Genomic DNA, 25851 nt, shown 5'->3' with positions numbered 1-25851 from the left:
CCGATCCGGGCCTTGATCCCAACCCTGCCCCTGCGGTCTCAGAACCGGTCCACCCTCACCCGGCCGTCGGGCTCCACGGACAGTGCGACCCGCTCCGTCGTGCGGGTCACCGCGAAGGTGATCCAGACAAGGGCCCAGAACCACGTGAAGACGGTCAGGATCGCGTGCAGGGCGTGGTTCACGTCCTTGGGCCGGACCATGACCACCTGCCCGGGTGATCGCGACCGGAGCCTCCAACCGTGGTGTTCGTACTGCGCGATGGCCCAGTCCAGGATCGCCACGCGCTCGGCCTCTCCGGGAGCGCCCGCGTCCGGCGAGCGGACCGGCTCGGGGCCGGTGGCCGCGTTCCACCGTTCGGTGGTGGTCGTCACGAGGATCCCCTTACGTGCGCGAGCCGGCTAGCCGGTGGTGCGTACGGGGAAGGTGAACGCGTAGCCGTGCTGCGCGAACCAGGGCAGGAGCGTGCGCAGGGCCTCCACCGTCTCATCGCGGTTGCCGCCCCCGTCGTGGAAGAGGACGGTCGGCTCGCTCGGCAGCGCGCCCTCCACCGCGGACACGATCGACTGCGTGCCGGGGCGACTCCAGTCCTTGGGGTCCACGCTCCAGCCAAGCGGGCGCATGCCGTGCTCACCGGCGATCTGTCGGCTCGCGGGGGTGAAGGCGCCGCCGGGCGCTCGGTAGTAGTCGACGTCCGCTCCCGGCACCGCCCGCTCGATCATGGTCTGCGCGTCGAGGATCTGCTGCGCCTGGTACGCGACGGGCTTCTTGTCCATGGTCATGTCGTGGTCGACGGAGTGGTCGCAGAGCCGGTGCCCGCCGGCCACGACGTCCCGGACGAGTCCGGGGTACCTCTGGGCGTTGGTGCCGATCATGCAGAAGGTCGCCTTGACCCCGTACGTCTTGAGTACGTCGAGGACCTTCGGGGTCCAGACCGGGTCCGGGCCGTCGTCGATGGTGATGGCGACGTCGTGGGCGCCTCCGGAGGCCGTACGGGCGATGCCGAACGGCACCGTCGAGGCGGCCGGGGCGGCCGGGCCCGCGCCGGGCGAAGCCGGTGGGGTGGCGGCGGAGGCCGTGGTCGCGCCGAGGACGGAGGCGAGGCCGAGTGCCGCCGCGGTGAGCGCGGCCCGGGTCGTACGGCGCCTGAACTGCCTGCTGGTGGTGGTGCTCATGGGACCCGCTCTCCGGTGGTGATGAGCCGGTGCCCCTGCGGACCAGGGGCACGCGCTCAGGCTAGGAAGCGGAAGGCGCGGCCCTCTTCCTCCCTTCGGTCATTCCCCGCCCGGGCCGGCCTCAGGAGTCCGCGGCGGCCGGTGCGGCGTCCCCCGCTTTCCCGCGCCAGGTTCCCGGGTCGTCGAGGAGCGGTTGGAGGGCGAGCTGCGCGGCTCCCGCCCGGCAGGCGTCGCCCACGCTGCCGGTACGCCAGCGGGTCCCCCGTACCCGGGCCACGACCGAGGCGTCCAGGGCCGCGTCGATGTGCGCGGGCGCCGCGCGGGCCAGCAGCCCGAGCAGGCCGGTGAGCACCACCTCGTCGGGCCCGAGCGCGTTGACGGTGCCGGTGATCGCGACCCCCAGGAGGTCGGCGAGCCTGCCGGTCTCCTCGGACGTGGCGAGCGCGTCCGCGAGGGCCCGGTGGAGTGCGGGTTCCTCCAGGCGGTCGACCGCGTCCACGCCGAGCGCGGCGGTCAGCGCCGGGCCGCCGAGATACAGCTCCAGGCAACCCCGCGACCCGCAGGGGCAGCGCGGACCGTCGGGAGCCACGCTCAGGTGCCCGATCTCCAGGGCTTGGGCGCGGCCGGCGCCGCCGATGAGCGCCGCGCCCAGACCGTGCCGTTCGCCGCTGATCGCGAGCAGGCTGTGCGGGCGTACGGAGTCCTCGAACGGGTCCTCGCCGCGGCCCCCTGGGAGGTATTCGCCGAGCCCGATGGCGGTGGCGTCGCGCACCAGGCGGACGTGGAGGCGGTCCGTGCGCGCGGCGAGTCCGGGAAGGCGGCGGACCAGAACCTCGTGCAGCGCGGTGGTCACCTCCAGCGGTTCGGTCCGGTCCAGCACGAGCGAGGCCAAGACCGTGCCGCGACTCTCGTCCAACATGCCGGGGTACGCCACGGCGACGCCCACGCACCGCACGGCGTCCGCTCCCAGGACGTCCGCGACGACCTGGGCGACCTCCTCGAAGAGGACCTCGGGAGCGACACCGACCAGCCGGCCGCGGCGATCCGCGGTGGCGTGGCGCCGGTTGCCCAGCCCGTACGCCCCGGCGGAAAGGCCGGTGGGCTGCGGCCACCTTCCGGGCACGCACGCGGCGGCCCTACGGATCATCGGCGCACGCCCCGGGGACCGCGTCGTCCTGACCTGCGAGGCCGAGGTCGCGGCAGCGGCGGCGGAAGCGGACCTCGCCCCGATCACGCTGCGCCGGATCCCCTCCGCCCCCGCCCTGCCGGCCGCCGCAGCCCTGGCCTCCTTCGACGGTTTCACTCCCTGCCCCTCGACGTGGCGCACCCCGTTCACCGGGCCCGCGCCGGCCGCCGCATGACGTGCCCCGTACCCAGCGGGGAGGCCGTGACCGGGGGGCCGGACGTACGCGGTCCTGCGGGAGCGATCAGTCTGGCCACCGGCAAACTCACGGCGGACGCCCGGCGCGCCCACATCCTGGCCCGAGCACTACGGCACGGTCACGTCTCTCGTACCGAACTGGCACGTGACCTGGAGGTCAGCGTGATGACCATCCACCGCGACCTGGGCCTGCTGTCCGAACAGGGCCGTGTGCGGCGCGTACGCGGCGGAGCGGTCATCCGGCACGAGAGCGGCCTCTGGCCCACCGCCGTCGCCATCGCTCGGTGAGGCGGGGGCGCGGGGCCGCCGGGGCCCACCGGCGGGGTGGCCCACGGCCGCCCTCGACCCGGCGGCGGCCGTGCGCGGCCCGCCTCCACCGAACGGCCGACACCTTTCGACTCTTCGGCCGTGGTGGGACCGGGCCCGCCTTTCCTACCGTGGGAAGTGAATCCAGGCGCCGGGCTCGAACCGCCCGCCCTCGGTGACCCCCACACAGCCGGAGGAGATCCCGCCATGCCCGCCCAGCTGATCGACATCTCGCTTCCCGGCACCCTCCAGGCCGCCGGCCAGGCCCGCCGTGCCCTCGGCGCGTGCGTCACCGACCCCGCGATGTCGGACGACGGACAGCTCCTGCTGTCCGAGGCCGTCGCCAACGCGGTCGAGCACACCGACAGCGACCGGCTCCGCCTCGTCATCCGTTACGAGGCGGAAACCGGCACCCTGATGTGCGCCCTGCACGACGAGGGCGCCGACTTCCGGTCACCCACGGCCTCCGACGCCCCGCACGACACGGCCGAGTCCGGCCGTGGCCTGGCGATCACCGCCGCGCTCAGCACGCGGTGGGGGTTCAGCACCGACGGCTTCGGCAAGTGGCTGTGGTTCTCCCTCAGCGCCACCACCTGAGCCGGCCCGCTCCGGCCGCCACCTGAGGTGGCGGCGACGGCGCGCACCGCCCGGCTCTCCGGACGGTCTCGCGCCCACGGGGATCGGCCCTACCGCGCGCTGCTCTGCCCCGCCGCCGGGTCCGCGCTGCTCTTCCCCGCAGCCGGGTCCGCCTCGGAGCGAGGCGCCGGTACGGGCACTCGGGCCGCGCCTCCCGCCCGCAGCGCGTCGAGGGCGCGCTCGTGGAGGCCGGCCAAGGCCGCTTCGGGAAGGGGGACGGGGCTGCCGGTGAGCGTGTACCACTCCTCCGCGCCGGTGTACTGGACGGTGAGGGCGGCCGTGCCGTCGCCGAGGTCTTCCGTGGCGAGGCTGAGGTCGCCGGTGATGACGCCGACCTCGTCCGTCATCGCGCCTCCCGGACCGGCCGTGACGAATCCGACCAGCTTCACACCCCCCTCCCCGACCCCGGGCGCCTGCACGGCGCGGGACGCACCATCGGGCTGGAACGGCGGAAAGGGCTGGGGCTGCTGGTATGTGGTCATGAACGACGGGTACCCGGTAATCCGCCGAACTTGCGCCCCCCGCGCCGAGCTGTCCACCAGCCCACACCACGATCACCGGACCGGCGGAACCGTGGCCGCCTCCCTCACCCCCCGACGCCTGCGCCGCCCGGGGCGGCCGGCGGTCCCGTCCGGCGGGCATCCGTACGGATGCAACCCGCGCGAGCGGCCCTCTCCGGGGCGGTCCTGGAGACGGTCGCCGCGTGGGGGCACCGCGCTCTCGACCCGGGTGACCTGGTGTCCGCCGTAAGGCAGTTGGCCGAACTGGCCGTCGACGGGGGCGGGAAACGGATCAGCGTCCACCTCGCCGACCGCGGCGAGCAGGTCATCGTGACCGCGCTGGGCCACCTTCCCGGAGACGACGGGGAAGCCCGCGCCCTCGACCGGGTCGCGGCCCTGGCCACCGTCGCCGAATGCGGAATCGACCTCGGTGCGGGCGGCCGCCAGGTGTGGGCCCTCCTCGGTCCCGCCCGCCGTCGACCGTCCTACGTCCCGGTCTCCTGAGCAACGGGCGCCTGTGAGGCCGCCATCGGGCGCCGGCTTCGACGGGAGAGGATCATTCTGACGGCACATGGCGGCCGACCATGCGGCCGTCGAGCACGACCTCCAGCCAGGTGTGACAGTCGCCGATCCACAGCCCGACCTCCGTGCCGCACCCCGCGCAGGCGAGGTTCGGCCCGTCGTGCCCGCCCGGCCCGCAACAACCGTGCAGGCGGGTCGGGATCTTCACGGTGCCCACCAGGTCGCCCGGGCTCAACACCATATCCACGCCCGGCTCGTGTCCGGCCCGGGATTTCCCGAAGCCCTTGGGCGGCGCGCCCCAGGCGATCCGTCCGGGCTCCGGATCGCGGGCGAAGGTGCCGGCCGCCATCCTGGGCGGGCACGGGTCCACGGGCGAGTCGAGCGGTGTCCAGGCCTCGCCCTCCCCCGGCGGACGTACCTCCCGCACCGGGACGGACAGTCGGCCGTCGCACACGGCGCAACGAAAGACGATCACGTGGCCATGATGCCCTGCCGACAGGACGGAAGGGCGACAGAACGGGAGGGCGACAGGACGGAGGGGCGACAGGGCCACCGACAGGGCTCGCCCTCCTCAACCCCGGTGCTCTCCACCTCGGTCGAACACTCCCCCGGGGACCCCGACTTCCTTGCGACACGCGCACGAGGGGCCTACGGCCCGGTGCTCGACGTCACGCGCGGAGGGCATATCGTGCCCCCATGCCCGCCGATCTGATCCGCATCGTCTCCCGCGATTCGCCGATGGCCCTCGCCCAGGTGGCGCGCGTCCGCGCCGAACTCGCCGCGATCCACCCGGAGATCAGGACCACGGTCCTGCCCGTGAAGACCACCGGCGACAAGTGGATGGGCGACCTCTCCCAGGTCGAGGGGAAGGGGGCGTTCACCAAGGAGGTCGATGCCGCGATCCTCGCCGGTGAGGCCGACCTCGCCGTGCACTGCGTCAAGGACGTTCCGGCCGACCGCCCGCTGCCGGCCGGGACCGTGTTCGCCGCGTTCCTCGAACGCGACGACATCCGCGACGCCCTGGTCCACCCCGGCGGGCTCACCCTCGAAGCGCTGCCGCCCGGCACCCGGATCGGAACCTCCTCCGTACGTCGGGTCGCCCAACTCGCCGCCGCCTACCCGCACCTGGAGTGCGTGCCGATCCGCGGCAACGCCAATCGGCGCCTCGACAAGCTCGCCGCCGGCGAGGCCGACGCCCTCCTCCTGGCCGTGGCCGGTCTGCACCGCATCGGTCGCGCCGACGTCATCACGCAGATCGTCCCCGTGGAAACCCTGATGCCGCCCATCGGCGCCGGGGTCCTCGCCCTCCAGTGCCGTCAGGACGACACCGGGCTCATCGACACCGTCAGCGCCCTCGGGCACCCCGACACGCATCGCGAGACCCTTGCGGAACGCATGCTGCTCCACGTCCTCCAGGGCCACTGCAACTCCCCCATCGCCGGCTACGCGCGAGCCGAACGCGGCGGAGACCTCTCGCTGCGCGCCTGTGTGTTCTCCCCCGACGGCAAGACCGTCCTGAACGCCCACGAATGGGCGGGCCGCCTCGACCCGGCCACCCTGGGCACGTCGGTCGCCGTCGCGCTCCTGCGCCAAGGCGCCCGCGAGCTCATCGACAGCATCCCCCACTGACCGCGATAGCCTCGGCCGTCGTACAGGTGGGCACGCGTGTGCCGCGAAGTGGGGAGTCGTGTCGATGGTGGAGCGGGCGATGGGGCCGGCGGAGCGGGCGGCCGTCGAGGAACGCGTCCGGCGGGACTGGGGGTTGGAGCTGCCGGACTCGATCTTCCGGTTCTGGACGTTCCTCGGCTCCTTGGACCCGGCGGGGCAGTCGGCCTTCCGAGACCTCGACATGAGCCCGATGGGCGTCCTGGACCTCTTTCCGGACGCCTCGCTCGCACCGCGCGACGGCATCGACGTACGCGTGCACGGCCGTTACTACCGCGACCCGCCGGAGTTCCTGACCTTCCTGCACGGCGGCTCCGACGGCCTTCACCACGGTTTGTGGTTCGACGACGGCCGCACCTGCCGGGGCGTCGCCTCGTACTACAACAACGACGGCGGCGAGATCGACACCTGCGCGAGGACGCCGCTGGAGACGGTCCGCGCGACCCTCGAACACGTGTGGCGCGACCTCGATGACGACCCCGACGGCTACGGCGATGACGTCGGCGCCCGGCTGACCCGACTGGGCGGGCTGCGCGATGCGGTGACCGCCTTCGAGACCGGCGACCGCCCCGAAGTCGGCCACGCGTACTCCTCCACGTACGGACGGGCGTTCGAGCCGGTACGGCCCGACCGCATCACCACCCTGGACGGGGCGGGCGCCCTGGCGTCCGGGGAGTCCGTACTGGGCCGACCCGCGCACGACGCGGCCGACCCGTACAAGTTCGGGACGTACATGTACGCCCTCTTCGACGATGCGGAGGCCCTGCGGGAGTCCGTGGCGCAGGCCCGCCGGCGTTGCGCCGCGGGCGACCCGACGGAGGCCCTCCTCCTGGGCCGTGACCTGCACTGGGCGTCGCGAGGCGACCGCGCCGTCGAGGACTCGGCCCACGAACTGCTCGTATCGGCCTACCGCGCCCTGGACCGCCCCGCTCTGGCGGGAATCACCGAAGCCCACCACCGGCACCGGTCCCTGGCGCAGGTGGACGTACTGGACACGAGGAAGGCCGAGTCGCCCCGGCCGGCTTGACGTCGTGCCCGTGCGCGGCGGCGCGTCCCGCGCGCCGGTGGGTCAGTGGATGACGTCGAAGACGTTCTTCTGGAGGCCGTTGGCGTAGGCCTCGTGCTCGACCAGCTTCAGGTGCTGGGTGTCCTTGTCGGTGGCGCTGAAGAGCCGCTTGCCCCCGCCGAGCAGGAGCGGGAAGACGAGGAGGTGGTAGCGGTCGATCAGCCCGGCGTCGGAGAGGGCCTGGTTGAGGGAAGCGCTGCCGTGAAGGATGATCGGGCCGCCCTCGGTCTCCTTCAGCGCGGCGACCTCGTCGAGGGAGCGCAGGATCGTGGTCTCGCCCCAGTTAGAGACCAGGTCGTCCCCGGTGAGCGTGGTGGAGACCACGTACTTCGGCATCACCTTGTAGTCGGCGAAGTCGGCCATGTCCGGCCACACCTGGCTGAACGCCTCGTAGCTGGAACGGCCCAGCAGCATCGCGGCGGCCTCCTTCTGCTCCCGGCCCTTGATGTCGAAGGCTTCGGGAAGGAACTCGACGTCCTTGAACGTCCATCCGGAATTGCGGTAGCCGGGCTCGCCGCCCGGTCCCTCCACGACGCCGTCGAGCGAGATGAAGGCGGTGCTGATCAGGGTGCGCATCAAGGTTCCTCGTTGACTCGGTTCCGGCATTCGACGGTTCACTCACGCGGCGGCCTTCGACCGTCGTCTCGGCCTCCGCGCATCCCTCATGATGAATGACTGGTGATCTTGAAGGAACTCATCGGTCCTGGCGGACCACGTTTTTCTTCGCCGACGACCCCGAACCGAATGACAGGCCGTCAAAGCCTCGTACCCTGCCGGAAGGTGGGAGACGTCTCGTGAGGGGGAGCCGCATGTCCATGCGCAAGGGTGGCAACGTACCGGTGCCGAGTGCCAGTGTCCGGGTGGAGGTGGGTTGGCGGGGAGGTCCCGGGGCGCCGGGCGTCGACGTGTCGGCGCTGCTGCTGACGGCAGCGGGCAAGGTGCGGTCGGACGACGACTTCGTGTTCTACAACCAACCGGTCCACCCCGGCGGCGCCGTGCGCCACGAGGGGAAGCGCCAGGACGGCGCGGACGAGCGCGAGAGCCTCGCGGTGGCGTTGTCCTCGGTGGACCCGGAGATCGCGACCGTGGTGGTCGCGGCCTCCACCGACGGCACGTTCGGGCGCGTGTCCGGCCTGTTCGTACGCGTGTTGGACGCGCGGAGCGGGGTCGAGACGGCGCGGTTCGACACCTCGGACGCCGACTCGGAGACCGCCTTCGTGCTCGGGGAGCTGTACCGGCGCGAGGGCGCGTGGAAGTTCCGGGCAGTGGGGCAGGGGTACGCCTCCGGCCTGGCGGGACTCGCCACCGATTTCGGGATCACGGTCGACGACCCCGCACCGACCCCGCCGGCGCCCGTGCGGCCGGTGGCGCGGCAGGAGGCCCGGCAGGAGGCCCCGCCGGCCGTACGTGCGGACGTACGGCCGGACGTACAGCCGGAGACGCGGTCGGAGACGCGGCCGGTGCGGCTGTCGAAGATCACCCTGACGAAGGCGTCGCCCGCCGTATCCCTGACCAAACAGGGCGCCACCTCCGGCGGCATGCGGGTCAACCTCACCTGGAGCGCCCCCGCGCCGCCGCGCGGCTGGATGCGGAAGGGACAGGACGCCGTCCGACTGGAGGACGTCGATCTGGACCTCTCCTGCCTGTGGGAGTTGAAGGACGGGACGAAGGGGATCGTCCACCCCATCAACGACCAGTTCGGCTCCTTCGAGGAGCCCCCGTACGTCCTGCTGGACCACGACGATCGGACCGGTGCGAGCGAGGCCGGCGAGAACCTCATGATCAACCTCGACCACACGGCCGACATCAAGCGTCTTCTGGTCTTCGTGGCCATCTACTCCGGGGCCACCAGCTTCGCGGGGCTCCAAGGGGTCGCCACCCTGTACCCGCCCGTCGGTCCGCCGATCGAGGTGCGCCTGGACGAGTGCACCGTGCCCTCGCCGGTGGCCGCGATCGCCCTGATCGAGAACGTGGGCGGGGAACTGATCGTCCGGCGCGAGGCGAGGTACCTCGTCCTGGCCCCGGGCGTCTTCAAGCAGCAGGCGCCCGATCTGGAGTACGGCTGGGGCATGAGCTGGGACGCGGCGAGCAAGGACTGACCACGCTCCTCACCTCTCGTCCCCGCCCCCGGTCCGCCGCACACGTGCCTCGGACCGGGGGCGGGGTGCGGCGGGGGCGGGGCCGCGGACGGGCTCCGGCGGCTCGTGACTCGTGCGTACTGCACACCCCATCGGTGACAGCCGTGACTGTCGCGGCCCTCGACCCGCGTGACAGCGTGGACACGTCACCGACCGAGGGAGCAGGAGTGAACAAGGGGTACGCCGCCTTCTGCGACGCCGACCGCTGGTTCTACGACGCGCCGTACAGGCGGGTCGAGGAGAACTACCCGGCCGCGCTCGCCCCCGTACCGGCGGGGTGGCAGACACACCGCAGCGGGGACTGGCTGGCGCTGCGCCCCCTGGACACCCAACTGCCCTCCCAGGGTTGGAAGATCCACGTCTCGGCGGGCCTGGACAACGCCGAGTCCGTGCTCGAACGGGTCCACCGCTACTGCGTGGACCGCCGGATCGCCTTCAAGTTCGTACCGAGCCGGTACCTGCTGCACCTGCGCAACGCGAAGTACGCGGACCGCGCGGCGAGCGGCAAGTTCCTCACCGTGTACCCGGCGGACGAGGAGCAGTGTCGGCGCATCGCCGAGGACCTCGACGCGTTGCTGGCGGGCGAGGCGGGCCCGTACATCCTGAGCGACCTGCGCTGGAACGACGGTCCCGTGCACCTGCGTTACGGCAGTTTCACCCTGCGGCACTGCTACGACGACCGCGGCGACCTCGTCCCCGCGATCGAGACTCCGGACGGCCGGCTGGTTCCGGACCCGCGCGGGCCGGTGTTCCAGCCGCCCGAGTGGGTCGAGTTGCCCGCGTTCCTGGCGCCACACCTGGCCCGGCGGGCCTCCATCACCCTCGAAGGTCTGCCCTACACGGTCGAACGGGCGCTGCACTTCTCCAACGGGGGCGGTGTCTACGCCGGCCGTGACGTCCGCACCGGTGAGGCGGTCGTCCTCAAGGAAGCGCGGCCCCTGGCGGGACTCGCGGCGGACGGGGCGGACGCCGTGACCCGCCTGCACCGCGAACGCCGGGCCCTGGAACAACTCGCCGGTCTGGACTGCGTGCCCGCGGTCCACGGCACCTTCACCGTCGGAGACCACCACTTCCTGGTGATGCGGTACCTGGAGGGCAAGCCCCTCAACACCTACTTCGCCCGCCGGCACCCCCTGATCGAGGCCGACCCCGAGCCCGCGGAGCTGGCGGAGTACACCCGGTGGGCGCTGGACATCCACCGACGGGTGACGGAGGCCCTGGAGGCGGTGCACGCCCGGGGCATCGTCTTCAACGACCTGCACCTGTTCAACATCATGGTGGCGGAGGACGAGGAGACCGGCGAACCGTCGGTCGCGCTGCTCGACTTCGAGGCCGCCGCACACGTCGACGAGGGGCTCCGTCAGACCGTCGCCAACCCGGCGTTCGTCGCCCCGGCCGGTCACCGCGGGTTCGCCGTCGACCGGTACGCCCTGGCCTGCCTGCGCCTGGCCCTGTTCCTGCCGTTGACCAGCCTGCTGGTGTTGGACCGGTCCAAGGCGGCGCACCTGGCCGACATCGCCGCCGAACAGTTCCCGGTACCCCGCGCGTTCCTCGACGAGGCCGTACGGGAGATACTCGCCGATCCAGATGCCAATGCCGATCCCGCGGGCGGGGCCGGGGCCGGGGCCTCGTCCGAGGCCCGCGTCGACGCCGGCGTCCCCCGGGGGCGGCGCCCCTACCTGCCGGTCGAGCCGGGTGACTGGGAAGCGGCCCGCGTCTCGATGACGGGGGCACTGCGGGCGAGCGCCACCTTCGACCGCGACGACCGGCTCTTCCCCGGGGACACCGCCCAGTTCGCTTCCGAGGGCGGGGGCGCCGCCTTCGGCTACGGGGCGGCCGGCGTCCTCTACGCGCTCGCCGAGACGGGAGCCGACCCCTGGCCCGAAGCCGAGGAATGGCTGCTGGCCCGGACGAAGAAGCCGGCCTCCGGCATGCCCCTGGGCTTCTACGACGGCCTCGCCGGCCTCGCGTGGACCCTGGAGCGGCTCGGACACCGCGACCGCGCGCTCGCCCTCGCCGAACAACTGCTGGGCCAGCCCTGGCAGTCGGCGGGCCCGGACCTGCACGGCGGTCTGGCCGGCATCGGGCTCGCCCTGGACTCCCTGGGCTCGACCACCGGAGAGGGCGCCCTGCACACCGCGGCCCTGCGCTGCGCCGACCTCCTCGCCGAGGACACGGCCGCGCCGAAGCGTGCCGGTCTGCTCCACGGCCACAGCGGCCCCGCACTCCTCCACCTGCGCCTCTACGAACGCACCGGCGACCGCGAGGCTCTGGTCCGGGCGGGCCTGGCACTGCACCGCGACCTCGACCGGTGCGTGACCAGCGCCTTCGGCACCCTCCAGGTCGACGAGGGGTGGCGCACGATGCCCTACCTCGGAGGCGGCAGCGTGGGGATCGGCGCGGTGCTGGACGACTGGTCGGCGCACGCTCGGGACGACCGCTTCGAGCGGGCCCGCCCGGAGATCGTCCGCGCCGCCCAGGCCACCTTCTACGTGCAGCCGGGCCTGTTCCGCGGCACTGCCGGAATGATCCTCCACCTGGCGCGCACCACGACGCCGGGCCCGGGCTCCGCCCCCGAGGACATCGCCCGGCAGGTCGAGGCCCTCGCCCGGCACGCCGTCCCGTACCAGGGCTTCCTGGCCTTCCCCGGCGAGCAGATGATGCGCCTGTCCATGGACCTGTCCACGGGCACGGCCGGCGCTCTCCTCGCCCTCGGCAGCGCCGCGCCCGGTGGGCGCGCGCACCTGCCGTTCCTCCCGCCGCCGCGGTCGCACGCGACGGCCCCAGAGCCGGTCCCCCTCGCGGGGGCCGTGACCCATCGGAACACCACAGTGAAGAGGGATCAGACATGACGCTTCTCGACCTGCAGTCGATGGACACCCCGAAGGAAGAGACCGAGGCCGCGAACCTGCACGGTGGCGGCGGTGGTGGCGGCAGCCGCGCCAGCCTGCTCCTCTGCGGCGACAGCAGCCTGAGCATCACGACCTGTAACTGATCAGGTCATCCCGGGCCCGGGCGGTTCGCCGCCCGGGCCCGCACCACACCCCCTGGAGCCCGCGCCCATGACTGCGTCCGATCCCGCCGGCGAGGCGGCGGCCGCCCGCGGCGCCGACCGGGCCTTGCGGGCGGCCGCACGACACAGCGCGGGCCGCCTCGTCGCCACGTCGGTCTGCTCGGTGGCGGCCGCCGGAGCGGCCCTGGCCGAACCGGCCGTCCTCGGCCACACCCTCGACCTGCTCCTGCGACAAGACCCCGCCGGCGCCCGCTGGACCGCCTGGTGCGCCGCGGTGATCGCCGCGGAGGTCCTGTTCGACGCGGCGACGGCCCGACTCACCGGCGGCGTCGACGGCCGCTCCACCGCCTGGCTGCGGCGCCTGGGACTCGTCCGGTTGCTGCGCGCCGCGCCGCACCACGCCGCACGCCACTCCCCCGGCGAGCTGTCCGCCCGACTGACCTCGCAGGCCACCACCGCCGGCGCCGTACCGTCGGCCGTCGTCGGCGCGGCCGTGGCTCTCGTACCCCCGCTCGGCGGACTCGTGGCGCTGGCCCTGATCGACGTGTGGACCGCGCTCGCGTTCCTCGCCGGACTCCCCCTGCTCGCTCTGCTGTTGAGGTCGTTCGCCCGCGAATCGGGCGTCAGCGTCAGCCGCTACCAGGAGGTGCAGCTCGCGATGGCCGGCCGCCTCGTGGAAGCCCTCGCGGGCGCCCGTACCATCGCCGCCGCCGGCACCGCCGCACGCGAACAGGCTCGTGTGCTGGCCCGGTTGCCGGAGCTAGGCGACGAGGGGCGACGGACGTGGCGGATCTACGGTGCGACCATGGCCCGCACCAGCGCCCTCATGCCCCTGTTGCTCTACGTGGTCCTCGGCGTGGGCGGGGTCCGCCTCGCGGACGGGGCCCTCGGGGTCGGCGGTCTCCTCGCCGCGGTCCGCTACGCGGGCCTCGCGGCCGGGGCCGGAGCGGTGACAGGGCGACTGGCGGCCGTGGTGCGCGGCAGGGCCGCGGCCCGCCGCACGGCCACCCTCTTCGAGCTTCCCGAACTCACGCAGGGCGAGCGCCTGTTGCCGGCTTCGGGGCCGGGCACGCTGGAACTGCGCGGCGTACGGGTCCTGCGCGCGGGCACCCCCGTGCTGCGCGACGTCGACCTGCGCATCCCCGGCGGAACGACCACCGCCGTCGTCGGCCGCTCGGGCTCCGGCAAGACGACCCTGGCGGCCGTGGCGGGCCGGCTCACCGCGTGCGACGAGGGCCGCGTACTGCTCGACGGCGTACCGCTGGACGAACTGTCCGCCGAGGAGCTGCGCCGCGAGGTCGGCCACGCCTTCGAACGGCCGGCCCTCTTCGGGGAGGACGTCGGGGCCGCCATCGCGTTCGGCGGCGGCCCCGAACCGGACCCGGAGACCGTGCGCGCCGCCGCGCGGGCTGCCGGCGCCGACGCCTTCGTCCGCCGGCTGCCCGAGGGGTACGGCACGGCCCTCCCCGACGCTCCGATGTCCGGCGGTGAACTGCAACGACTCGGGCTGGCCAGGGCGTTCCACCGAGTGGGGCGGCTGCTGGTGCTGGACGACGCGACGTCGAGCCTGGACACCCTCACGGCCCGGGAAGTGGAACGGGCCCTGGCCCGCGAGGTCCGGCCGGGCACCCGCCTGGTCGTGGCCCACCGGGTCTCCTCCGCCGCCCGGGCCGACCTCGTCGTATGGCTCGACGCGGGACGGGTCCGGGCGACCGGTACGCACGCGGAGCTGTGGCGGGACCCCGCCTACCGGGCGGTGTTCGGCAACGGGTCGGCGCCGGCCACGGAGCCCGGCCTGCGGGAGACCGCGCAGGAACCACCGGACCGGGAGGCGGTCCGGTGAGCGAGTACGGCACCTGGCGCCGGGTGTCCCGCGAGGGCCGCCGCTTCCTGCGCGGCCACCCCCGTTCGCTGCGCCGGCTCGCGCTCTGGTCCCTCCTGGAGTCCGCGCACACCTTCCTCGGCGGTTACGCGGTGGCCCGCGCCCTCGACGACGGCTTCCTCGCCGGCCGAACCGGTACCGGAATCCTCTGGCTGGCCGTCGCCGCCACGGGCGCCGTGGTCGGCGCCCTCGCCCTGCGTGGGGTGTTCGGCGGGCTCGCGGACCTGGTCGAACCGTTGCGGGACGGCCTGGTGCGGCGCTCCGTCCGCCAGGCCATCGGACGCGCCGTCGCCGATCCCGGGCGGGCCGGTTCCGGTGACGCGGGCGCGGTCTCCCGGCTCACGCAACAGACCGAGATGGCCCGGGACTCCTTCGCCGGACTGGTTCTGATCGCCCGGTCGTTCGTCTTCACGGCGTTGGGAGCACTGCTCGGGCTGGCCGCGCTGGCCCCCGTCCTGCTGGTCCTCGTCGCGCCGGCGTTGCTCCTGGGGGCGGCCGGCTTCCTCGCCACCCTGCACCCGATGGCCCGCGTACAGCGTGCGGCCCTGGACACCGACGAGGCGCTGTCCGCGCACGCCGGTGAACTGGCGGCGGGGCTGCGCGACGTCGTCGCGTGCGGCGGCGGAGCGGACGCCGGGGCCCGGGTGGAGGCGCTGATCGCCGAGCAGGAGCGGCTGACCGGGCGCCTCGCGCGGTGGACCGCCCTGCGCACCCTGGCCCTCGGCGTCGCGGGCCGGTTGCCCGTCGTCGCGTTGCTGGCCGGTACGCCCTGGCTGCTCGGGCGCGGGGTCAGCGCGGGGGCGGTGGCCGGGGCGCTCACCTACCTCCTCCAGTCGCTGCTCCCCGCCCTGGACGCGCTGATGACAGCGGTCGGCGCGGCGGGCACCCGGCTCCTGGTCGTGCTGGACCGGTTCTGCGAGCCGGAACCGGTCGAGGGGAGGGACCCCGAGCCGGCGGGGACGGAGGCCGCGCGGACGACCTCGGCAGCCGGGGCGCCGGGCCCGCACGCACCGTCGGCCCGGCCCGCGCCGAGGGCGCCCGCCGTCGAACTCCGGGGGGTCCGCTTCGCCTACGGTCCCCGCGCGCACCCGGTGATCGACGGCCTCGACCTGGTGGTCGGCCCCGGCGAACACCTGGCCGTGGTGGGGCCGAGCGGGATCGGCAAGTCCACCCTCACCGCGCTGATCGCCGGCCTGCTGCCGCCCGGCGGCGGATCCGTCCGGGTGGGCGGCGCGCCCGCGCGGGGCGTCCCGGGGCAGGGCCCCGACGTCCGCCGGACCCTGCTGCCCCAGCAGGCGTACGTCTTCACGGGGACGGTCCGCGAGAACCTGACCCACCTGTGCCCCGGTCCGGTGTCCGGGCAGGAGGTCGAGCGGGCCACGACCGCCCTCGGGTCGGACCGGCTCGTGGACCGGCTCGGCGGGCCGGACGCCGCCGTCGACCCGAGCCGGCTCACCCCGGGCGAACGGCAGCACCTCGCCCTGACCGCCGCCTACCTCTCCCCCGCCCCGCTGTTGCTGCTGGACGAGGCCACCTGCCACCTCGACCCGCGTACCGAGGAACGGGCCGAGCGCGCGCTCGCCGAGCGCCCGGGCACCCTGGTGGTGGTCGCCCACCGCATCTCCTCCGCCGCCCGGGCCGACCGGGTGCTCGTGCTCGACGGGACCCGGGCGGTGTGCGGCACGCATGCGGAGCTGCCGGCCAGGTCGCCCTTGTACCGGGATCTGGTGGGCCTGTGGAACGCGCACGGCTGAGCTGCGTGCGGCTGAGGTGCGTTACGGGCGAGGGCGTAGCGCGCGAGGTGTCGGCGGCCGGGCTGGAGGCGCGCCTGCCGTCGCGGGTGCGGGCGGGACCGGGGGGGCGGATCAGACCCAGCCGGCCCGCCGGGATATCCGGATGGCGTCTATCCGGTTGCGGGCGCCGGTCTTTCGCGTCACGGCGGCCATGTAGTTGCGTACGGTGCCGCTGGCGAGGTGCAGGGCGCGGGCGATCTCCGCTATCGAGTCGCCCTCGGCGGCGCGGGCCAGGACGCTCAACTCGCGGGGGCTGAGCGGCATGGGGTCGGCCTCCATGAAGGCCGAGGCGAGCGTGGCGTCGATGAAGCGTTCCCCGGCCGCGACCTTGCGGACGCCTCGGACCAGCCGGGCGGGCGAGCCGTCCTTGTCGACGTAGCCGAGGGCCTGGGTCCGGAAGGCCCTTCGCAGCGAGCCGGGCGTGTCGGCCCGGGCGAGCACGAGCAGGGGTGCGGACGAAAGGGGCAGCAGGCGGGCATCGCCCGCGTTCGCCAGGAGGGCGGCCGACACCTCCGGACAGTCAAGGTCCACGACCACCAGGTCGGGTCGTAAGAACTCCGCCTGGCGAGCCGCAGCCCGCCAGCCGGAGGAGGTGACGTCGAATTCCCCTTCGGATCTCAGCAACGCGGCCAGGGCGGACCTCACGAGGCACACGCTGTGCAGCACCAGGACCTTGGTCATCGGGCTTCCCCTCACGTAACGATCGATCAGCATCAAGCGGCTGCCCAGCTACCGCCGTGCGGGAACGTCCCCACGAGAGGCGTACGGGGGCTCATGGCCAAAGACCGGCGCTCCTCCCGTGCCACCCCCACGGCCCGCGCGGCCGTCCCACCTCGGCGGGCCTCCGGGATGCGCCGTGGACGTCCTCGGAAAACCAACAACCGGATGGGCTGATTCCGCGCACATTCGACCGGATCTCCGCGGGGCCGCGTTCGTACGACCATGGGCCCGACCCCGTGATCTTTGTGGGTTCTGCCCGTACGGGTCCGCCGCCGCGTATGGAGAGACTGCCGGTGTCCAGGGCGAGAACACCACGACACGGGGAGTACGCGATGAGCGCGCAGCAGACGTACGACGAGATCGGTGAGGCATTCGAGGGCTTCAAGGCCCTGCCGTTGGCCCGGTACGTGGAGGCGCCCAGCTTCCTCGGCATGGTCGGGGAGGTCACCGGCAAGAAGGTGATCGACCTGGCCTGCGGCACCGGCTTCTACACCCGTGAGCTGAAACGGCGCGGAGCGGCGGACGTGTTCGGCATCGACATCTCCGGCGAGATGATCCGCGCCGCCGAAGGCATCGAGCAGGCCGAGCCGCTGGGCGTGCGCTACGGGGTCGGCAATGTGGCCGACCTGTCGCCCACGGAGGCCGGCTTCGATGTGGCGACCGCGGTGATGCTGCTCAACTACGCGGAGACCGTGGCCGAGTTCGAACACCTGTGTCGCAAGGTGCACGACAGCCTGAAGAGCGGCGGCGAGTTCTTCATGCTCCACCAGACGCCGGACTACGACTTCTCCGGCCCGTCGCCGCGCCCGTACGGCTTCCTCACCGAGCTGACCGGCGAACAGGCCGACACCGGGCCCCGGGTGAAGGTCACCGCGTTGCTGGAAGGCGCGCCCATCTCGTTCACCTCAGGCCTGGCCCGCCGCGAGGTGTTCGAAACGAGCCTGGCCAAGGCGGGGTTCAGCGAGATCACCTGGGTACCGACGGAGGTCTCGCCGGCCGGGATCGCCGCGTACGGCGACGCCTTCTGGGGGGACTACCGCGTCAACCCGGCGTTCGAAATGCTCCACTGCCGCGCCTGACCCCTGACCCCGTCCCCCTCGCTCCGAACCGGCATCTGGAATCATCGAAGGATGAGCGGAACGAGCGGGGAGGACGAGGGTCTGTTCCAGCGCGAGACGGAGCGGATCGTCAACGAGGCCGCCCAAGGACTGCGCACAAGCCCAAGGCCAACCCCTCGGTGATGATCTGCATGAACCCGCCCCGCCACGGTTTCGCGTGGCTCCCAGCCGACGAATTCGTGAAGGCGTCCACGGTCAACACGCCAGCCGCCTCGTCGAGTTGTTCGGCAGCCTGGCCCTCCGGGGCATCGTGAGAGGCGTCGGCATGCCGGCGGCCCTTGAGCTTAGGTGGTGCAGACCGTCGGGGGTGGCGGGGACGGCGTACTCGGCGAGCTGTAGGCCGTTGACCAGCAGGAAGACTAGAGTCCGGCTGGAGTGCTAGACCTTCCCCGGCTTGTAGTTCTTGGGGAGGGTGTAGACGAACTCCCGCGGATCGGCGTACGCCGGTTCCAACCAGTCGGACACGCTGTGGTAGCCGAGGCTGTGGAGGTTCCGGCTGGGGTCCCAGGTGTTGTAGGCCAGGATCGAGGCCCGCTTCTTGGCCATCTGGGCCGCCGGGATGTTCAGCACGTAGTCGGCGCCGCGACCGCGGTCCGCGGGGTTGGTGAAGTGCTTGTACGCGTAGATGTAGTTGAAGCGGACGTCGGTGAGCTCACCGTTCTTCATCAGCCAGTAGGCGGCGTCGCTGCAGGCCTTGTGCGTGTCGGTCCCGTCCAGCCAACCGGCCGCGAACTTGTGGGAGGCCCCGGGGTATTGCTGGGCGAGCGCCCGGACCTTGGCCATCACCTTCTTGACGAAGTTGTCGTAGTCGCCGAAGGCCTCGTCGGAGAGCTTGAAGTTGATGACCTTGTCGACGCCGAGGGCCTTGGCCGAGTGGTTGAACTCGGCGGTGCGGCTCGCGACGACCTCCGGGGTCGGCCAGGCCTCCTGCCATCCGAGGTTGTGGGTGTGCCCGGGGGCGGAGCACTTGGCGCCCAGCGTCTGGCAGTTCCCCTGGTTCATGTACTGGGCGAGTCCGCCGTTCTCGCCCTTGCTCACGAGCACCAGGTACACGGGCCGGCCGGCCGCCTTGTGCTCCAGGATCGAACCGGCGAGCCCGATCGCCTCGTCGTCCTGGTGTGGCGAGTAGAAGATCGCCGGTGCGCCCGCCGCCGACGCGGCGGGAGCACCCACGGTGGTGTCCAGGGCCATGCCCGCGGCCACCAGACCGGCGGTCGTCAGCACGGACCTCCTGGAGGGGCCGGACGGCACGAAACGGTTCGGGACGGGGGCGGGCATGCGACGTCTCCTCGCACTCGACGGATGAACTGCCGCGAGCGCGCGCCCGGGAACGGGCACGGCGCCGGGGCACGCTGTCGACCCTGCCGGCCGGCCCTAACGTTTCCCTGTCGTTCCCCTGTCGCCGCGCGGCGACCTCGGCACGCACGGCGCGCACGGCAGGTGGAGCGGGCGAACTCCACCCCCGTTTCCACCCCTGGGTGCAGGTGCCGCGAGCCGCTCCGGAGCAGTCTTGGGGACATGACAACGACCGAGTGGATCACCGACATCGCACTCCTCCTGATCGTCTTCCGGCAGTTGCGGGAAGGACGACTCGACCTCAAGACCTTCCTGATCCCGCTGGGGATCGTGGCCTTCGTGGCCTACTCGTACCTGGACACCATCCCCACCGCGGGAAATGACCTGGTGCTGATCGCGGCGCTGGTGGGCGTGGGTGCCGTTCTCGGCATCGCCGGCGGCGTCCACACCCGGGTCCGGGCCGTCGGCGAGCACGTCCTGATCAAGGCCGGTGTGGTGGCGGCGATCCTGTGGGTCGTCGGCATGGGCGCCCGGATGGGCTTCCAGCTGTGGGTCCAGCACGGCGGCGCCGCCGATGTGGCCCGGTTCAGCGTCACCCACCAGATCACCAGCGACAAGGCATGGGTGGCGGCGTTCGTCCTGATGGCCCTCACCGAGGTGGTCACGCGACTGGCCACGATCTTCATCCGCAGCCGGACCCTCGCGGTGACCGGCCCCGCGACCGTGCCCGCGCCCGTCCTCGACCGCACGGCCTGACCGTGCAGTACGTTCTGCCCATGCCCACGACCGAGAGCGCTCCGCCCCCCGGAAAGGCACCGCCCCGGGGGGCGGTCCCGCATCCGGTCCCCGGCCAGGACCCCTGGGTCCGGTGGGCACTGACCCTGGCCGTCATCGTCGTCGGCGTCGTGACGATCCGGCCGATGGGGTTCAGCGGCCGGGGCCTGGCCGTCGCCGCCCTCTTCGTGGTCAGCTCGGCCGCGCTGCTGGCCCGGGGCCTGCCCGAGAACGCCGCGACCCAGCGTTTCGCCCCTGTCTGGCTGAGCGGCGGTGTCATCGCGGCGGCCGCGCTGATCGGCGTCAGCAGCAGTGGGACGGGGTACCTCTTCGCCTTCTTCCTGGCCGGTCACATCGGATACCGGCTGAGCACCGGGTGGGCCCTGTCCCTCGCGTCGCTGTGCAGCGTGCTCTGCGCGGGCGTCATGTACCTGGACCTCGTGCCGGGGCAGCAGTCGTTGCCGTGGGCACTCGGCCTCGCCACCGGGGCGCCGGTGCTGATCGGCATCGTCAACCGCAGCCAGCGCCAGGCCGTGCGGGCGGCGATCGCGGCCTCCGAGTCGGCTGAACGCGCCGCGCGGGCCGAGGCGCGGACGGCCGTACTGACCGAACGCGGCCGGATCGCCCGGGACGTGCACGACGTACTGGCGCACTCGCTGGCCGGGATCAACATGCAGCTCGAACTGGCCGACGCGTTGATCGACACGGGTGACCTGGAGAAGGTCCGCGAGGCCAACGCCAAGGCTCACGCCCTGGTCAAGGAGAGTCTGAAGCAGGCCCAGTGGACCGTGCACACGCTGCGCGAGGACGCGCTCCCGCTCGTGGAGAGCCTCATCTCGATGGTCGAGTCCTCGGGCCACCACGACGCCCTCACCCTCACCGGTACGGTCCGTGAACTCCCGGCTCAAGTGACCCAGAACCTGCTGCGGATCGCCCAGGAGGCGCTGACCAACGCCGCTCGGCACGCGCCCGGAGGGGAGGTCGGCGTGGAGCTGACGTTCGCCGCCGCATCGACGACACTGAAGATCAGGAACCGCCCGGGCACCCGTAAGGTGACCGCAGGGCTCGGTAGTGGGATGGGGCTGATCGGAATGCGCGAACGCGTCGCACTGCTGGACGGGACCGTGACCGCGGGCCCGGTCACCGAAGGGCCGGACCGGGGCGGCTGGCACGTGGAGGCAGTGATCCCGGGATGAGCGAACCGACCGAGAACCAGCGGAAGTTGAGAGTGGTCGTCGCCGATGACCAGGCCGCCGTCCGGGAACCGCTCGCCGCGGTGCTCGCACTGTCCGAGGACATCGACGTCGTCGCGGCCGCCGCGGACGGCACCGAGGTGTTGACCGCGGTCGCGGCCGGACCGGTGGACGTCGTACTGATGGACCTGAGGATGCCCGTCATGGACGGGATCGAGACGACCCGCCGACTGGCCGAGCAGTACCCGCAGGTGGCGGTGGTCGTCCTCACCACCTTCGCCGACGACGAGTCGATCCTGGGCGCACTGGGCGCGGGAGCCCGCGGGTACCTGACCAAGAACGCCGGACGCCAGGACATCACCCGGGCCATCCGCGCCGCCGCCGCGGGCCAGTCCGTACTCGACCGCGAGGTGCAGGACCGGCTGCTCGCCACCGCGAGGACCACGGCGGCGAAGACCCCCGTGTCGGGAGCGGCCCTGCCCGAGGACCTCACACCACGTGAACGCGAGGTCCTGACGCTGATCGGCCGGGGCCTGCCCAACCGGGGCATCGCCGAGAAGCTCTTCATCAGCGAGGCCACCGTCAAGACGCACATCAACAACCTGTTCGCCAAAGCCGGCATCCCCGACCGCGCGGCGGCCGTCCGCCGCGCCATCGAGGCGGGCCTCGCCTGACACGGGGCGCCCTACCGGAACCTGACCGGCTTCCCCCTACCTAGATCTGCGGGACGTCCTTGACGAAGACGAGGGCGTCGCCGGCGGCCAAGTGGGCCGGATCGAGGGGGGCGTAGCCGAACCAGGGGGATTCTCGGGGTGCGGGCCGGGTGTCGCCGAGGGCGGCGGCCAGCCGGGGGGCGTCGATGACGCAGCGGTCCTCCGGGAGGGCGTACAGGAGTCCTTCGACGGTGTCCGGCGGCGGTACGTCCACGCCCCGGTGCCGGATCGTGCCGAGGGCCGTGGCCACGAAGGCGTACTCGCCGCCGAGCCGGGCGCTCACCAGCGCGCCGGCGCTCCACCACTCCACCGGCCCCTCCCACATCCGCATCGTGCTCTTCTCCCTCTGGAGGTGGGAGTTGTGGGCGTGGACGAGTGCCGGGCCCCGGGCGGCGACGGCGAGGAGGTTCTGCGCCATCATCAGGTCCCGCTGCGCGCACAGCCGCGTCATGCGGGCCGTTGAGGTGTCGGCCATCGCGTGGTGGTAGCGCAGCAGCCCGGTCGCGGTGCGCCCGTAGAGGCGGGCCCGGTCCCAGTCGTCCCGCGAGGTCGCCGCGAGCAGGTGCGGCGTCTGCGCGTCGAGCAGCGCCACCAGGTCGTCGGCGAGCAGCCGCAACCGGTCGGCCTCGGCCGACCGCCCCACCGACCGGCCTGGGTCCGTCATCGCGGCGGGTTCCGTCCACCGTTCGTCGCTGCCGAGCAGGCGGTCGAGGGTGTCCCCCGTACAGGGGAGCAGGGCCGCGTCCACCCGGGCCGCGAGGTGGCCGTGGAGTGCGGTGAGGGTGTGCCGGGGGCTCGCGGCGCCGGTCATCTCCAGGGGGCCGTCGAAACCCGCGAAGCGGAGCCGGTCCGTGGCGGGCCTGCCTTCGTTGAACTCCCGGATCCAGCGTACGAGTTCGCGGTTGGCCGCGGAGGCGCCCCACCCGTGGCTGAACCCGCGTTCCATGACCTCGTCGAGGGTGCCCGTGCCCGAGGTGACGTACGCGTCGACGACCAGGCCCGTCACGCAGTCGCTCTCGATCGCGATCGTGCGGTAGTCCTCCTGTTCGACGAGCTGCCGGAAGAGCCCGTTGCGCAGGTCGAGCAGGGCGTCCTCGCCGTGGGTGGGCTCACCCAGGGCGAGCAGCCGCGGCCGGACCGGGAGCAGCCTCATGAGGGCGGCCGCCTCGACGGGATGGGTGGTGTCCTTGATGTCAGTGACCATGACCTCAACCGTATCGCTGAAGCCTCGGTTGAAACTTTTGCGCGATATCGTCGTGGCCATGGGACGAAAGCTTAAAACCGGTGGTCACCTGCGGCCGGTCGATCTGGCGCGCGGGCACGGCCTGTCCACCCAGGCGGTGAGGAACTACGAGGAGGCCGGCATCCTTGCGCCCGCCGAGCGCACGCCCCACGGCTACCGCACCTACACGCCCCTGCACGCCGTGGCCCTGCGCGCGTTCCTCGCCCTGGTGCCCGGCCACGGGCACCGGACGGCGACGTCGATCATGCGGGCCGTGAACGAGGACGCGGTCGACGAGGCGTTCCGCCTGATCGACGAGAGCCACGCCCAACTCCTCGACGACCGGCGGACCCTGGGCGCCGTGGAAGCCGCCCTGCGCGACCTCGGGCCCGTCTCGGGGGTCGAGCCGGCCGCTTTGCCGGGGCCCGGCGGTACGTTCATCGGTCCGCTGGCGCACGAGCTCGGCATCCGGCCCGCGACCCTGCGGGCATGGGAGCGGGCCGGGCTGGTACGCCCTCGCCGCGACCCGCTGACCGGTTACCGCGTCTACGACGGGGCCGACGTCCGGGATGCCCGGCTGGCGCGTCAACTGCGTCGGGGCGGCTACCTGTTGGAGCAGATCGCCCCGTTGATCACCCAGGTGCGGGCAGCCGGCGGACTGGAGCCGCTGGAGGCGGCGCTGCGCGACTGGAACGGCAGGTTGTCGACCCGGGGGCGGGCGATGCTGACCGGGGCCGCCGAACTGGAGGCGTACCTCGGCGAGCGCGGATGAGCCTCCGGGACGAGGGCCTCTTCCCAGGCGCCGTCCACCCCGGACGGGCGCCCCGGCGGTCAGGCGGCGCGGCAGAGAACCGGCGGGGCTGCCTGCGCCTCGGCGCGGGCCACCGTGGTGAGTGCGGGGCGGGCGGTGCGGACGGCGGGCCTTGCCGTGATCGTGGTCACGACCGCAGAAGTGGTCGCGTTCACGATCGTGTTCGTGTGTGTCGTAGCGGTCGTGTTCGTGGTCGCGGCCTGCGACCGGTTCCGGGCGAAGACGACGAGGCGCAGCACCGCGAACCGCGCGACTCCGGCGAGTGCGGACGCGGACAGGTAGACGACCTGCTCAAGCACCGCGCCGGGGGTCGCCACCAGCTGCTGGAGGACCACCATCGCCAGGCAGGTGACCCCGTACGCGACGGCCGCGGATCCGGCCGACTGGCCGTGCTGGCGCCAGGTGGCGCGACTGCCCGTGCCGAAGGCGAAGCGGGCGTGCAGTTCGGTGGTGAGGAGCGTGGAAGCGGCGGTGATCAGGGCGTTGGCCAGGCCCCAGGGGATCCGGGTGGCGAGGGCGGCCACCGCGAAGCTGGAGGCGAGCCCCACTCCGCCGCCGCAGAGCACGAAGCGCGCGAAGGCGGTGAAGGCGCCGGGTGCGGCCTGCTGCCTGCGGCTCTGCTCTGCCTCCATGATCCGGCCCCTTAGATCGCTCCCCTTGTGAAACGCGCACTTACCGGCCCGTGAGTGAGGCCTTCCGTCCGCTGTTTCCGATGAGTGAAACGCTACGTTGCATTCATAAATCTAGCAACGCTGTCGTTGCGCAAACACCTCATCACCCCAGGTAGAGGCCGTGAAATCATTGCAATGCTCTCGAATCTAACGCAACAACACCCCCTACCCTCATTGCAATAGACTGATGGTGAACGCTATGCCGACCGACGACGGCCGCCCCGCCCCAGCTCCCGGAGGGGGACCGTCATCGCCCGTCGCGCATACCGAGGACGTAGGCCGCCGTGCGCGCGACGACGCGGTCCTCGTCGTGCGCCAGGTCCGCGAGGGCGCGTGCCGCCGCGGGTCCCGGGACCTCGGCGAGCGCCTGCGTCAGACGTCGGCGAGCGGGCGATTCCACGGGCGCGTGGCCGAGGCACGCGACGAGCGCGGCGGCGATCCGATCGGCGAGTGCCGGATCGCTCGCCAGCGCGCCCAGTGCGTCGCCCGCGTCAACGTCGTTCGTCCCCTCGACGACCATGTCCACGAGCGTCGGGATCGCGTCGGCGACTCCGCGCGCCCCGAGCGCCAGCGCCGCGTACCTGCGGACCACGACGTCGGAGTGCGCGAGGGCGCCCCGCAGCACCGCGGTCGCCTGGCCGTTCGGGATCTCGGCGATGGACCGGACGGCACGTGTGCGCACCTCGGCCAGCGGTGAGCCGAGCCCCTCCGCCAGCAGCGCCCATCCGCCGTCGCCCGACTGCGCCAGGGCCCACCGCAGGGCTCCGGCCACGTTCGGGTCGGACTCGCTCAACGCGGCCTCCACGAGGGCTTCCACCGGCACCGGAACCCCGTCGACCGAGGACAGGGCCGCGCGCTGGCGCTTCCCGGCGCTCTCCGACCCCAAGGCCTGGAGGAGTGCGACGATGCGCAGGACGTCCTCCCAGCCGGTGGGCTCGGCGGCGCCGATCCGACTCAGTCGCGTGAGCAGCTCCGTCTCGCCGGCGATGCGTTCGCGCGTCTGGCGGATGAGGTCCTCGACGAGTTCCGACGGCGTGAAGCCGGGATCGTCCAGCGCGGCCCCGACTTCGCGCAGCGAGAGCCCCAACGAGCGCAGGCTCTCGATGTGGAAGATGCGCCGGATGTCCTCGTCGGAGTACTCGCGGTAGCCGCCCCGGGTACGCCCCGTGGGCCGCACCAGGCCGAGCGAGTCGTAGTGCCGGAGCATGCGGGCGCTGACCCCGGACCGTCGGGCCACATCACCGATCAACACTGCCTGT

27 protein-coding genes are annotated in these 25851 nt (G+C 72.9%); 16 read left to right on the top strand and 11 right to left on the bottom strand.

The features are described from left to right. Positions 1 to 38: 38 nt before the first annotated feature. From ACIOD1_RS09965 to ACIOD1_RS09955, 3 genes are all read right to left on the bottom strand, one after another. Positions 39 to 371, bottom strand: a complete 333-nt coding sequence (locus ACIOD1_RS09965) for a hypothetical protein (RefSeq protein ID WP_401901360.1) — start codon at positions 369 to 371, stop codon at positions 39 to 41. A gap of 27 nt (positions 372 to 398) precedes the next feature. Beyond that, positions 399 to 1172 carry a polysaccharide deacetylase family protein gene (locus ACIOD1_RS09960; protein ID WP_401901358.1) on the bottom strand — a complete coding sequence of 258 codons (774 nt, stop codon included), beginning with the start codon at positions 1170 to 1172 and terminating at the stop codon, positions 399 to 401. A 121-nt stretch (positions 1173 to 1293) separates the two neighbouring features. Further along, positions 1294 to 2295 (bottom strand): ROK family protein, encoded by a 1002-nt coding sequence (locus ACIOD1_RS09955; protein ID WP_401901356.1) that lies wholly within the window; start codon positions 2293 to 2295, stop codon positions 1294 to 1296. Here ACIOD1_RS09955 and ACIOD1_RS09950 point away from each other — a divergent pair. The 3 genes from ACIOD1_RS09950 (at position 2270) to ACIOD1_RS09940 (ending at position 3456) form a co-directional block, all read left to right on the top strand. Beyond that, positions 2270 to 2533, top strand: coding sequence for a hypothetical protein (locus tag ACIOD1_RS09950; protein WP_365629127.1), 264 nt, complete (start codon positions 2270 to 2272; stop codon positions 2531 to 2533). The two genes, ACIOD1_RS09955 and ACIOD1_RS09950, sit on opposite strands and share 26 nt — an antisense overlap. A 26-nt stretch (positions 2534 to 2559) precedes the next feature. Then, positions 2560 to 2841, top strand: coding sequence for a DeoR family transcriptional regulator (locus ACIOD1_RS09945; RefSeq protein ID WP_365629130.1), 282 nt, complete (start codon positions 2560 to 2562; stop codon positions 2839 to 2841). Between the two features lie 225 nt (positions 2842 to 3066). Continuing rightward, positions 3067 to 3456: an ATP-binding protein gene (locus ACIOD1_RS09940; protein WP_365629133.1), complete on the top strand. Its 390-nt coding sequence runs from the start codon at positions 3067 to 3069 to the stop codon at positions 3454 to 3456. Positions 3457 to 3545: 89 nt separating this feature from the next. Here ACIOD1_RS09940 and ACIOD1_RS09935 read toward each other — a convergent pair whose 3' ends face one another. After that, positions 3546 to 3884, bottom strand: a complete 339-nt coding sequence (locus ACIOD1_RS09935; protein WP_365629136.1) for a hypothetical protein — start codon at positions 3882 to 3884, stop codon at positions 3546 to 3548. Between the two features lie 261 nt (positions 3885 to 4145). On the opposite strand from ACIOD1_RS09935, the gene ACIOD1_RS09930 reads away from it, so the two are divergent. Further along, the gene (locus ACIOD1_RS09930) at positions 4146 to 4499 is read left to right on the top strand and encodes a hypothetical protein (protein WP_365629139.1); all 354 of its coding nucleotides are present in this window, start codon (positions 4146 to 4148) and stop codon (positions 4497 to 4499) included. A 52-nt stretch (positions 4500 to 4551) separates the two neighbouring features. On the opposite strand, the gene ACIOD1_RS09925 is transcribed toward ACIOD1_RS09930, so the two are convergent. Further along, positions 4552 to 4992: a hypothetical protein gene (locus tag ACIOD1_RS09925; RefSeq protein ID WP_401901352.1), complete on the bottom strand. Its 441-nt coding sequence runs from the start codon at positions 4990 to 4992 to the stop codon at positions 4552 to 4554. 221 nt (positions 4993 to 5213) lie between these two features. Here ACIOD1_RS09925 and hemC point away from each other — a divergent pair, with 221 nt between their 5' ends. Further along, positions 5214 to 6146 carry a hydroxymethylbilane synthase gene (gene hemC / locus ACIOD1_RS09920; RefSeq protein ID WP_401901350.1) on the top strand — a complete coding sequence of 311 codons (933 nt, stop codon included), beginning with the start codon at positions 5214 to 5216 and terminating at the stop codon, positions 6144 to 6146. A 58-nt stretch (positions 6147 to 6204) separates the two neighbouring features. Then, positions 6205 to 7209, top strand: a complete 1005-nt coding sequence (locus ACIOD1_RS09915; RefSeq protein WP_401901349.1) for a hypothetical protein — start codon at positions 6205 to 6207, stop codon at positions 7207 to 7209. 42 nt (positions 7210 to 7251) lie between these two features. On the opposite strand, the gene ACIOD1_RS09910 is transcribed toward ACIOD1_RS09915, so the two are convergent. Next, on the bottom strand, positions 7252 to 7824 hold the full coding sequence (locus ACIOD1_RS09910; RefSeq protein WP_401901347.1) for a dihydrofolate reductase family protein: 573 nt from the start codon (positions 7822 to 7824) through the stop codon (positions 7252 to 7254). A gap of 233 nt (positions 7825 to 8057) precedes the next feature. On the opposite strand from ACIOD1_RS09910, the gene ACIOD1_RS09905 reads away from it, so the two are divergent. The 5 genes from ACIOD1_RS09905 to ACIOD1_RS09885 all read left to right on the top strand — a co-directional run bounded on the left by ACIOD1_RS09905 (position 8058) and on the right by ACIOD1_RS09885 (position 16035). Beyond that, positions 8058 to 9347, top strand: coding sequence for a TerD family protein (locus tag ACIOD1_RS09905; RefSeq protein ID WP_401901346.1), 1290 nt, complete (start codon positions 8058 to 8060; stop codon positions 9345 to 9347). A 206-nt stretch (positions 9348 to 9553) separates the two neighbouring features. Next, the gene (gene lanKC / locus ACIOD1_RS09900) at positions 9554 to 12238 is read left to right on the top strand and encodes a class III lanthionine synthetase LanKC (RefSeq protein WP_401901409.1); all 2685 of its coding nucleotides are present in this window, start codon (positions 9554 to 9556) and stop codon (positions 12236 to 12238) included. After that, positions 12235 to 12381 carry a SapB/AmfS family lanthipeptide gene (locus tag ACIOD1_RS09895; RefSeq protein ID WP_365629157.1) on the top strand — a complete coding sequence of 49 codons (147 nt, stop codon included), beginning with the start codon at positions 12235 to 12237 and terminating at the stop codon, positions 12379 to 12381. Before lanKC ends, ACIOD1_RS09895 begins: the two co-directional genes overlap by 4 nt. A gap of 67 nt (positions 12382 to 12448) precedes the next feature. After that, positions 12449 to 14242: an ATP-binding cassette domain-containing protein gene (locus ACIOD1_RS09890; protein ID WP_401901344.1), complete on the top strand. Its 1794-nt coding sequence runs from the start codon at positions 12449 to 12451 to the stop codon at positions 14240 to 14242. After that, positions 14239 to 16035 carry an ATP-binding cassette domain-containing protein gene (locus ACIOD1_RS09885; RefSeq protein WP_401901342.1) on the top strand — a complete coding sequence of 599 codons (1797 nt, stop codon included), beginning with the start codon at positions 14239 to 14241 and terminating at the stop codon, positions 16033 to 16035. Before ACIOD1_RS09890 ends, ACIOD1_RS09885 begins: the two co-directional genes overlap by 4 nt. Before the next feature lie 111 nt (positions 16036 to 16146). On the opposite strand, the gene ACIOD1_RS09880 is transcribed toward ACIOD1_RS09885, so the two are convergent. Beyond that, positions 16147 to 16755, bottom strand: a complete 609-nt coding sequence (locus tag ACIOD1_RS09880; RefSeq protein ID WP_365629166.1) for a response regulator transcription factor — start codon at positions 16753 to 16755, stop codon at positions 16147 to 16149. A gap of 371 nt (positions 16756 to 17126) precedes the next feature. Here ACIOD1_RS09880 and ACIOD1_RS09875 point away from each other — a divergent pair, with 371 nt between their 5' ends. Next, a complete protein-coding gene (locus ACIOD1_RS09875; protein ID WP_365629169.1) occupies positions 17127 to 17873 on the top strand; it encodes a class I SAM-dependent methyltransferase in 747 nt (248 codons plus the stop codon). Between the two features lie 417 nt (positions 17874 to 18290). On the opposite strand, the gene ACIOD1_RS09870 is transcribed toward ACIOD1_RS09875, so the two are convergent. After that, positions 18291 to 19190 carry a PIG-L family deacetylase gene (locus ACIOD1_RS09870; protein WP_365629172.1) on the bottom strand — a complete coding sequence of 300 codons (900 nt, stop codon included), beginning with the start codon at positions 19188 to 19190 and terminating at the stop codon, positions 18291 to 18293. Between the two features lie 240 nt (positions 19191 to 19430). Here ACIOD1_RS09870 and ACIOD1_RS09865 point away from each other — a divergent pair, with 240 nt between their 5' ends. The 3 genes from ACIOD1_RS09865 to ACIOD1_RS09855 are packed head-to-tail and all read left to right on the top strand — an operon-like array spanning position 19431 to position 21849. Next, a complete protein-coding gene (locus ACIOD1_RS09865) occupies positions 19431 to 19964 on the top strand; it encodes a hypothetical protein (protein ID WP_365629175.1) in 534 nt (177 codons plus the stop codon). A gap of 2 nt (positions 19965 to 19966) precedes the next feature. Beyond that, the gene (locus ACIOD1_RS09860) at positions 19967 to 21178 is read left to right on the top strand and encodes a sensor histidine kinase (protein WP_401901339.1); all 1212 of its coding nucleotides are present in this window, start codon (positions 19967 to 19969) and stop codon (positions 21176 to 21178) included. Then, positions 21175 to 21849: a response regulator gene (locus ACIOD1_RS09855; protein WP_401901338.1), complete on the top strand. Its 675-nt coding sequence runs from the start codon at positions 21175 to 21177 to the stop codon at positions 21847 to 21849. Before ACIOD1_RS09860 ends, ACIOD1_RS09855 begins: the two co-directional genes overlap by 4 nt. Positions 21850 to 21889: 40 nt before the next feature. Here ACIOD1_RS09855 and ACIOD1_RS09850 read toward each other — a convergent pair whose 3' ends face one another. Beyond that, positions 21890 to 23092 (bottom strand): erythromycin esterase family protein, encoded by a 1203-nt coding sequence (locus tag ACIOD1_RS09850; protein WP_401901336.1) that lies wholly within the window; start codon positions 23090 to 23092, stop codon positions 21890 to 21892. Positions 23093 to 23150: 58 nt separating this feature from the next. Between ACIOD1_RS09850 and ACIOD1_RS09845 the strand changes: the two genes are divergently transcribed. Further along, positions 23151 to 23882, top strand: coding sequence for a TioE family transcriptional regulator (locus tag ACIOD1_RS09845; protein WP_365629186.1), 732 nt, complete (start codon positions 23151 to 23153; stop codon positions 23880 to 23882). Between the two features lie 59 nt (positions 23883 to 23941). On the opposite strand, the gene ACIOD1_RS09840 is transcribed toward ACIOD1_RS09845, so the two are convergent. Next, positions 23942 to 24553 carry a hypothetical protein gene (locus ACIOD1_RS09840; RefSeq protein WP_401901334.1) on the bottom strand — a complete coding sequence of 204 codons (612 nt, stop codon included), beginning with the start codon at positions 24551 to 24553 and terminating at the stop codon, positions 23942 to 23944. 286 nt (positions 24554 to 24839) lie between these two features. After that, positions 24840 to 25844, bottom strand: coding sequence for a HEAT repeat domain-containing protein (locus ACIOD1_RS09835; protein WP_401901333.1), 1005 nt, complete (start codon positions 25842 to 25844; stop codon positions 24840 to 24842). Between the last annotated feature and the right edge of the window lie 7 nt (positions 25845 to 25851).

Source organism: Streptomyces sp. NPDC088097, assembly GCF_044741845.1.
GTDB lineage: Bacteria > Actinomycetota > Actinomycetes > Streptomycetales > Streptomycetaceae > Streptomyces.
This window is presented reverse-complemented; position numbering and strand designations above follow the sequence as displayed.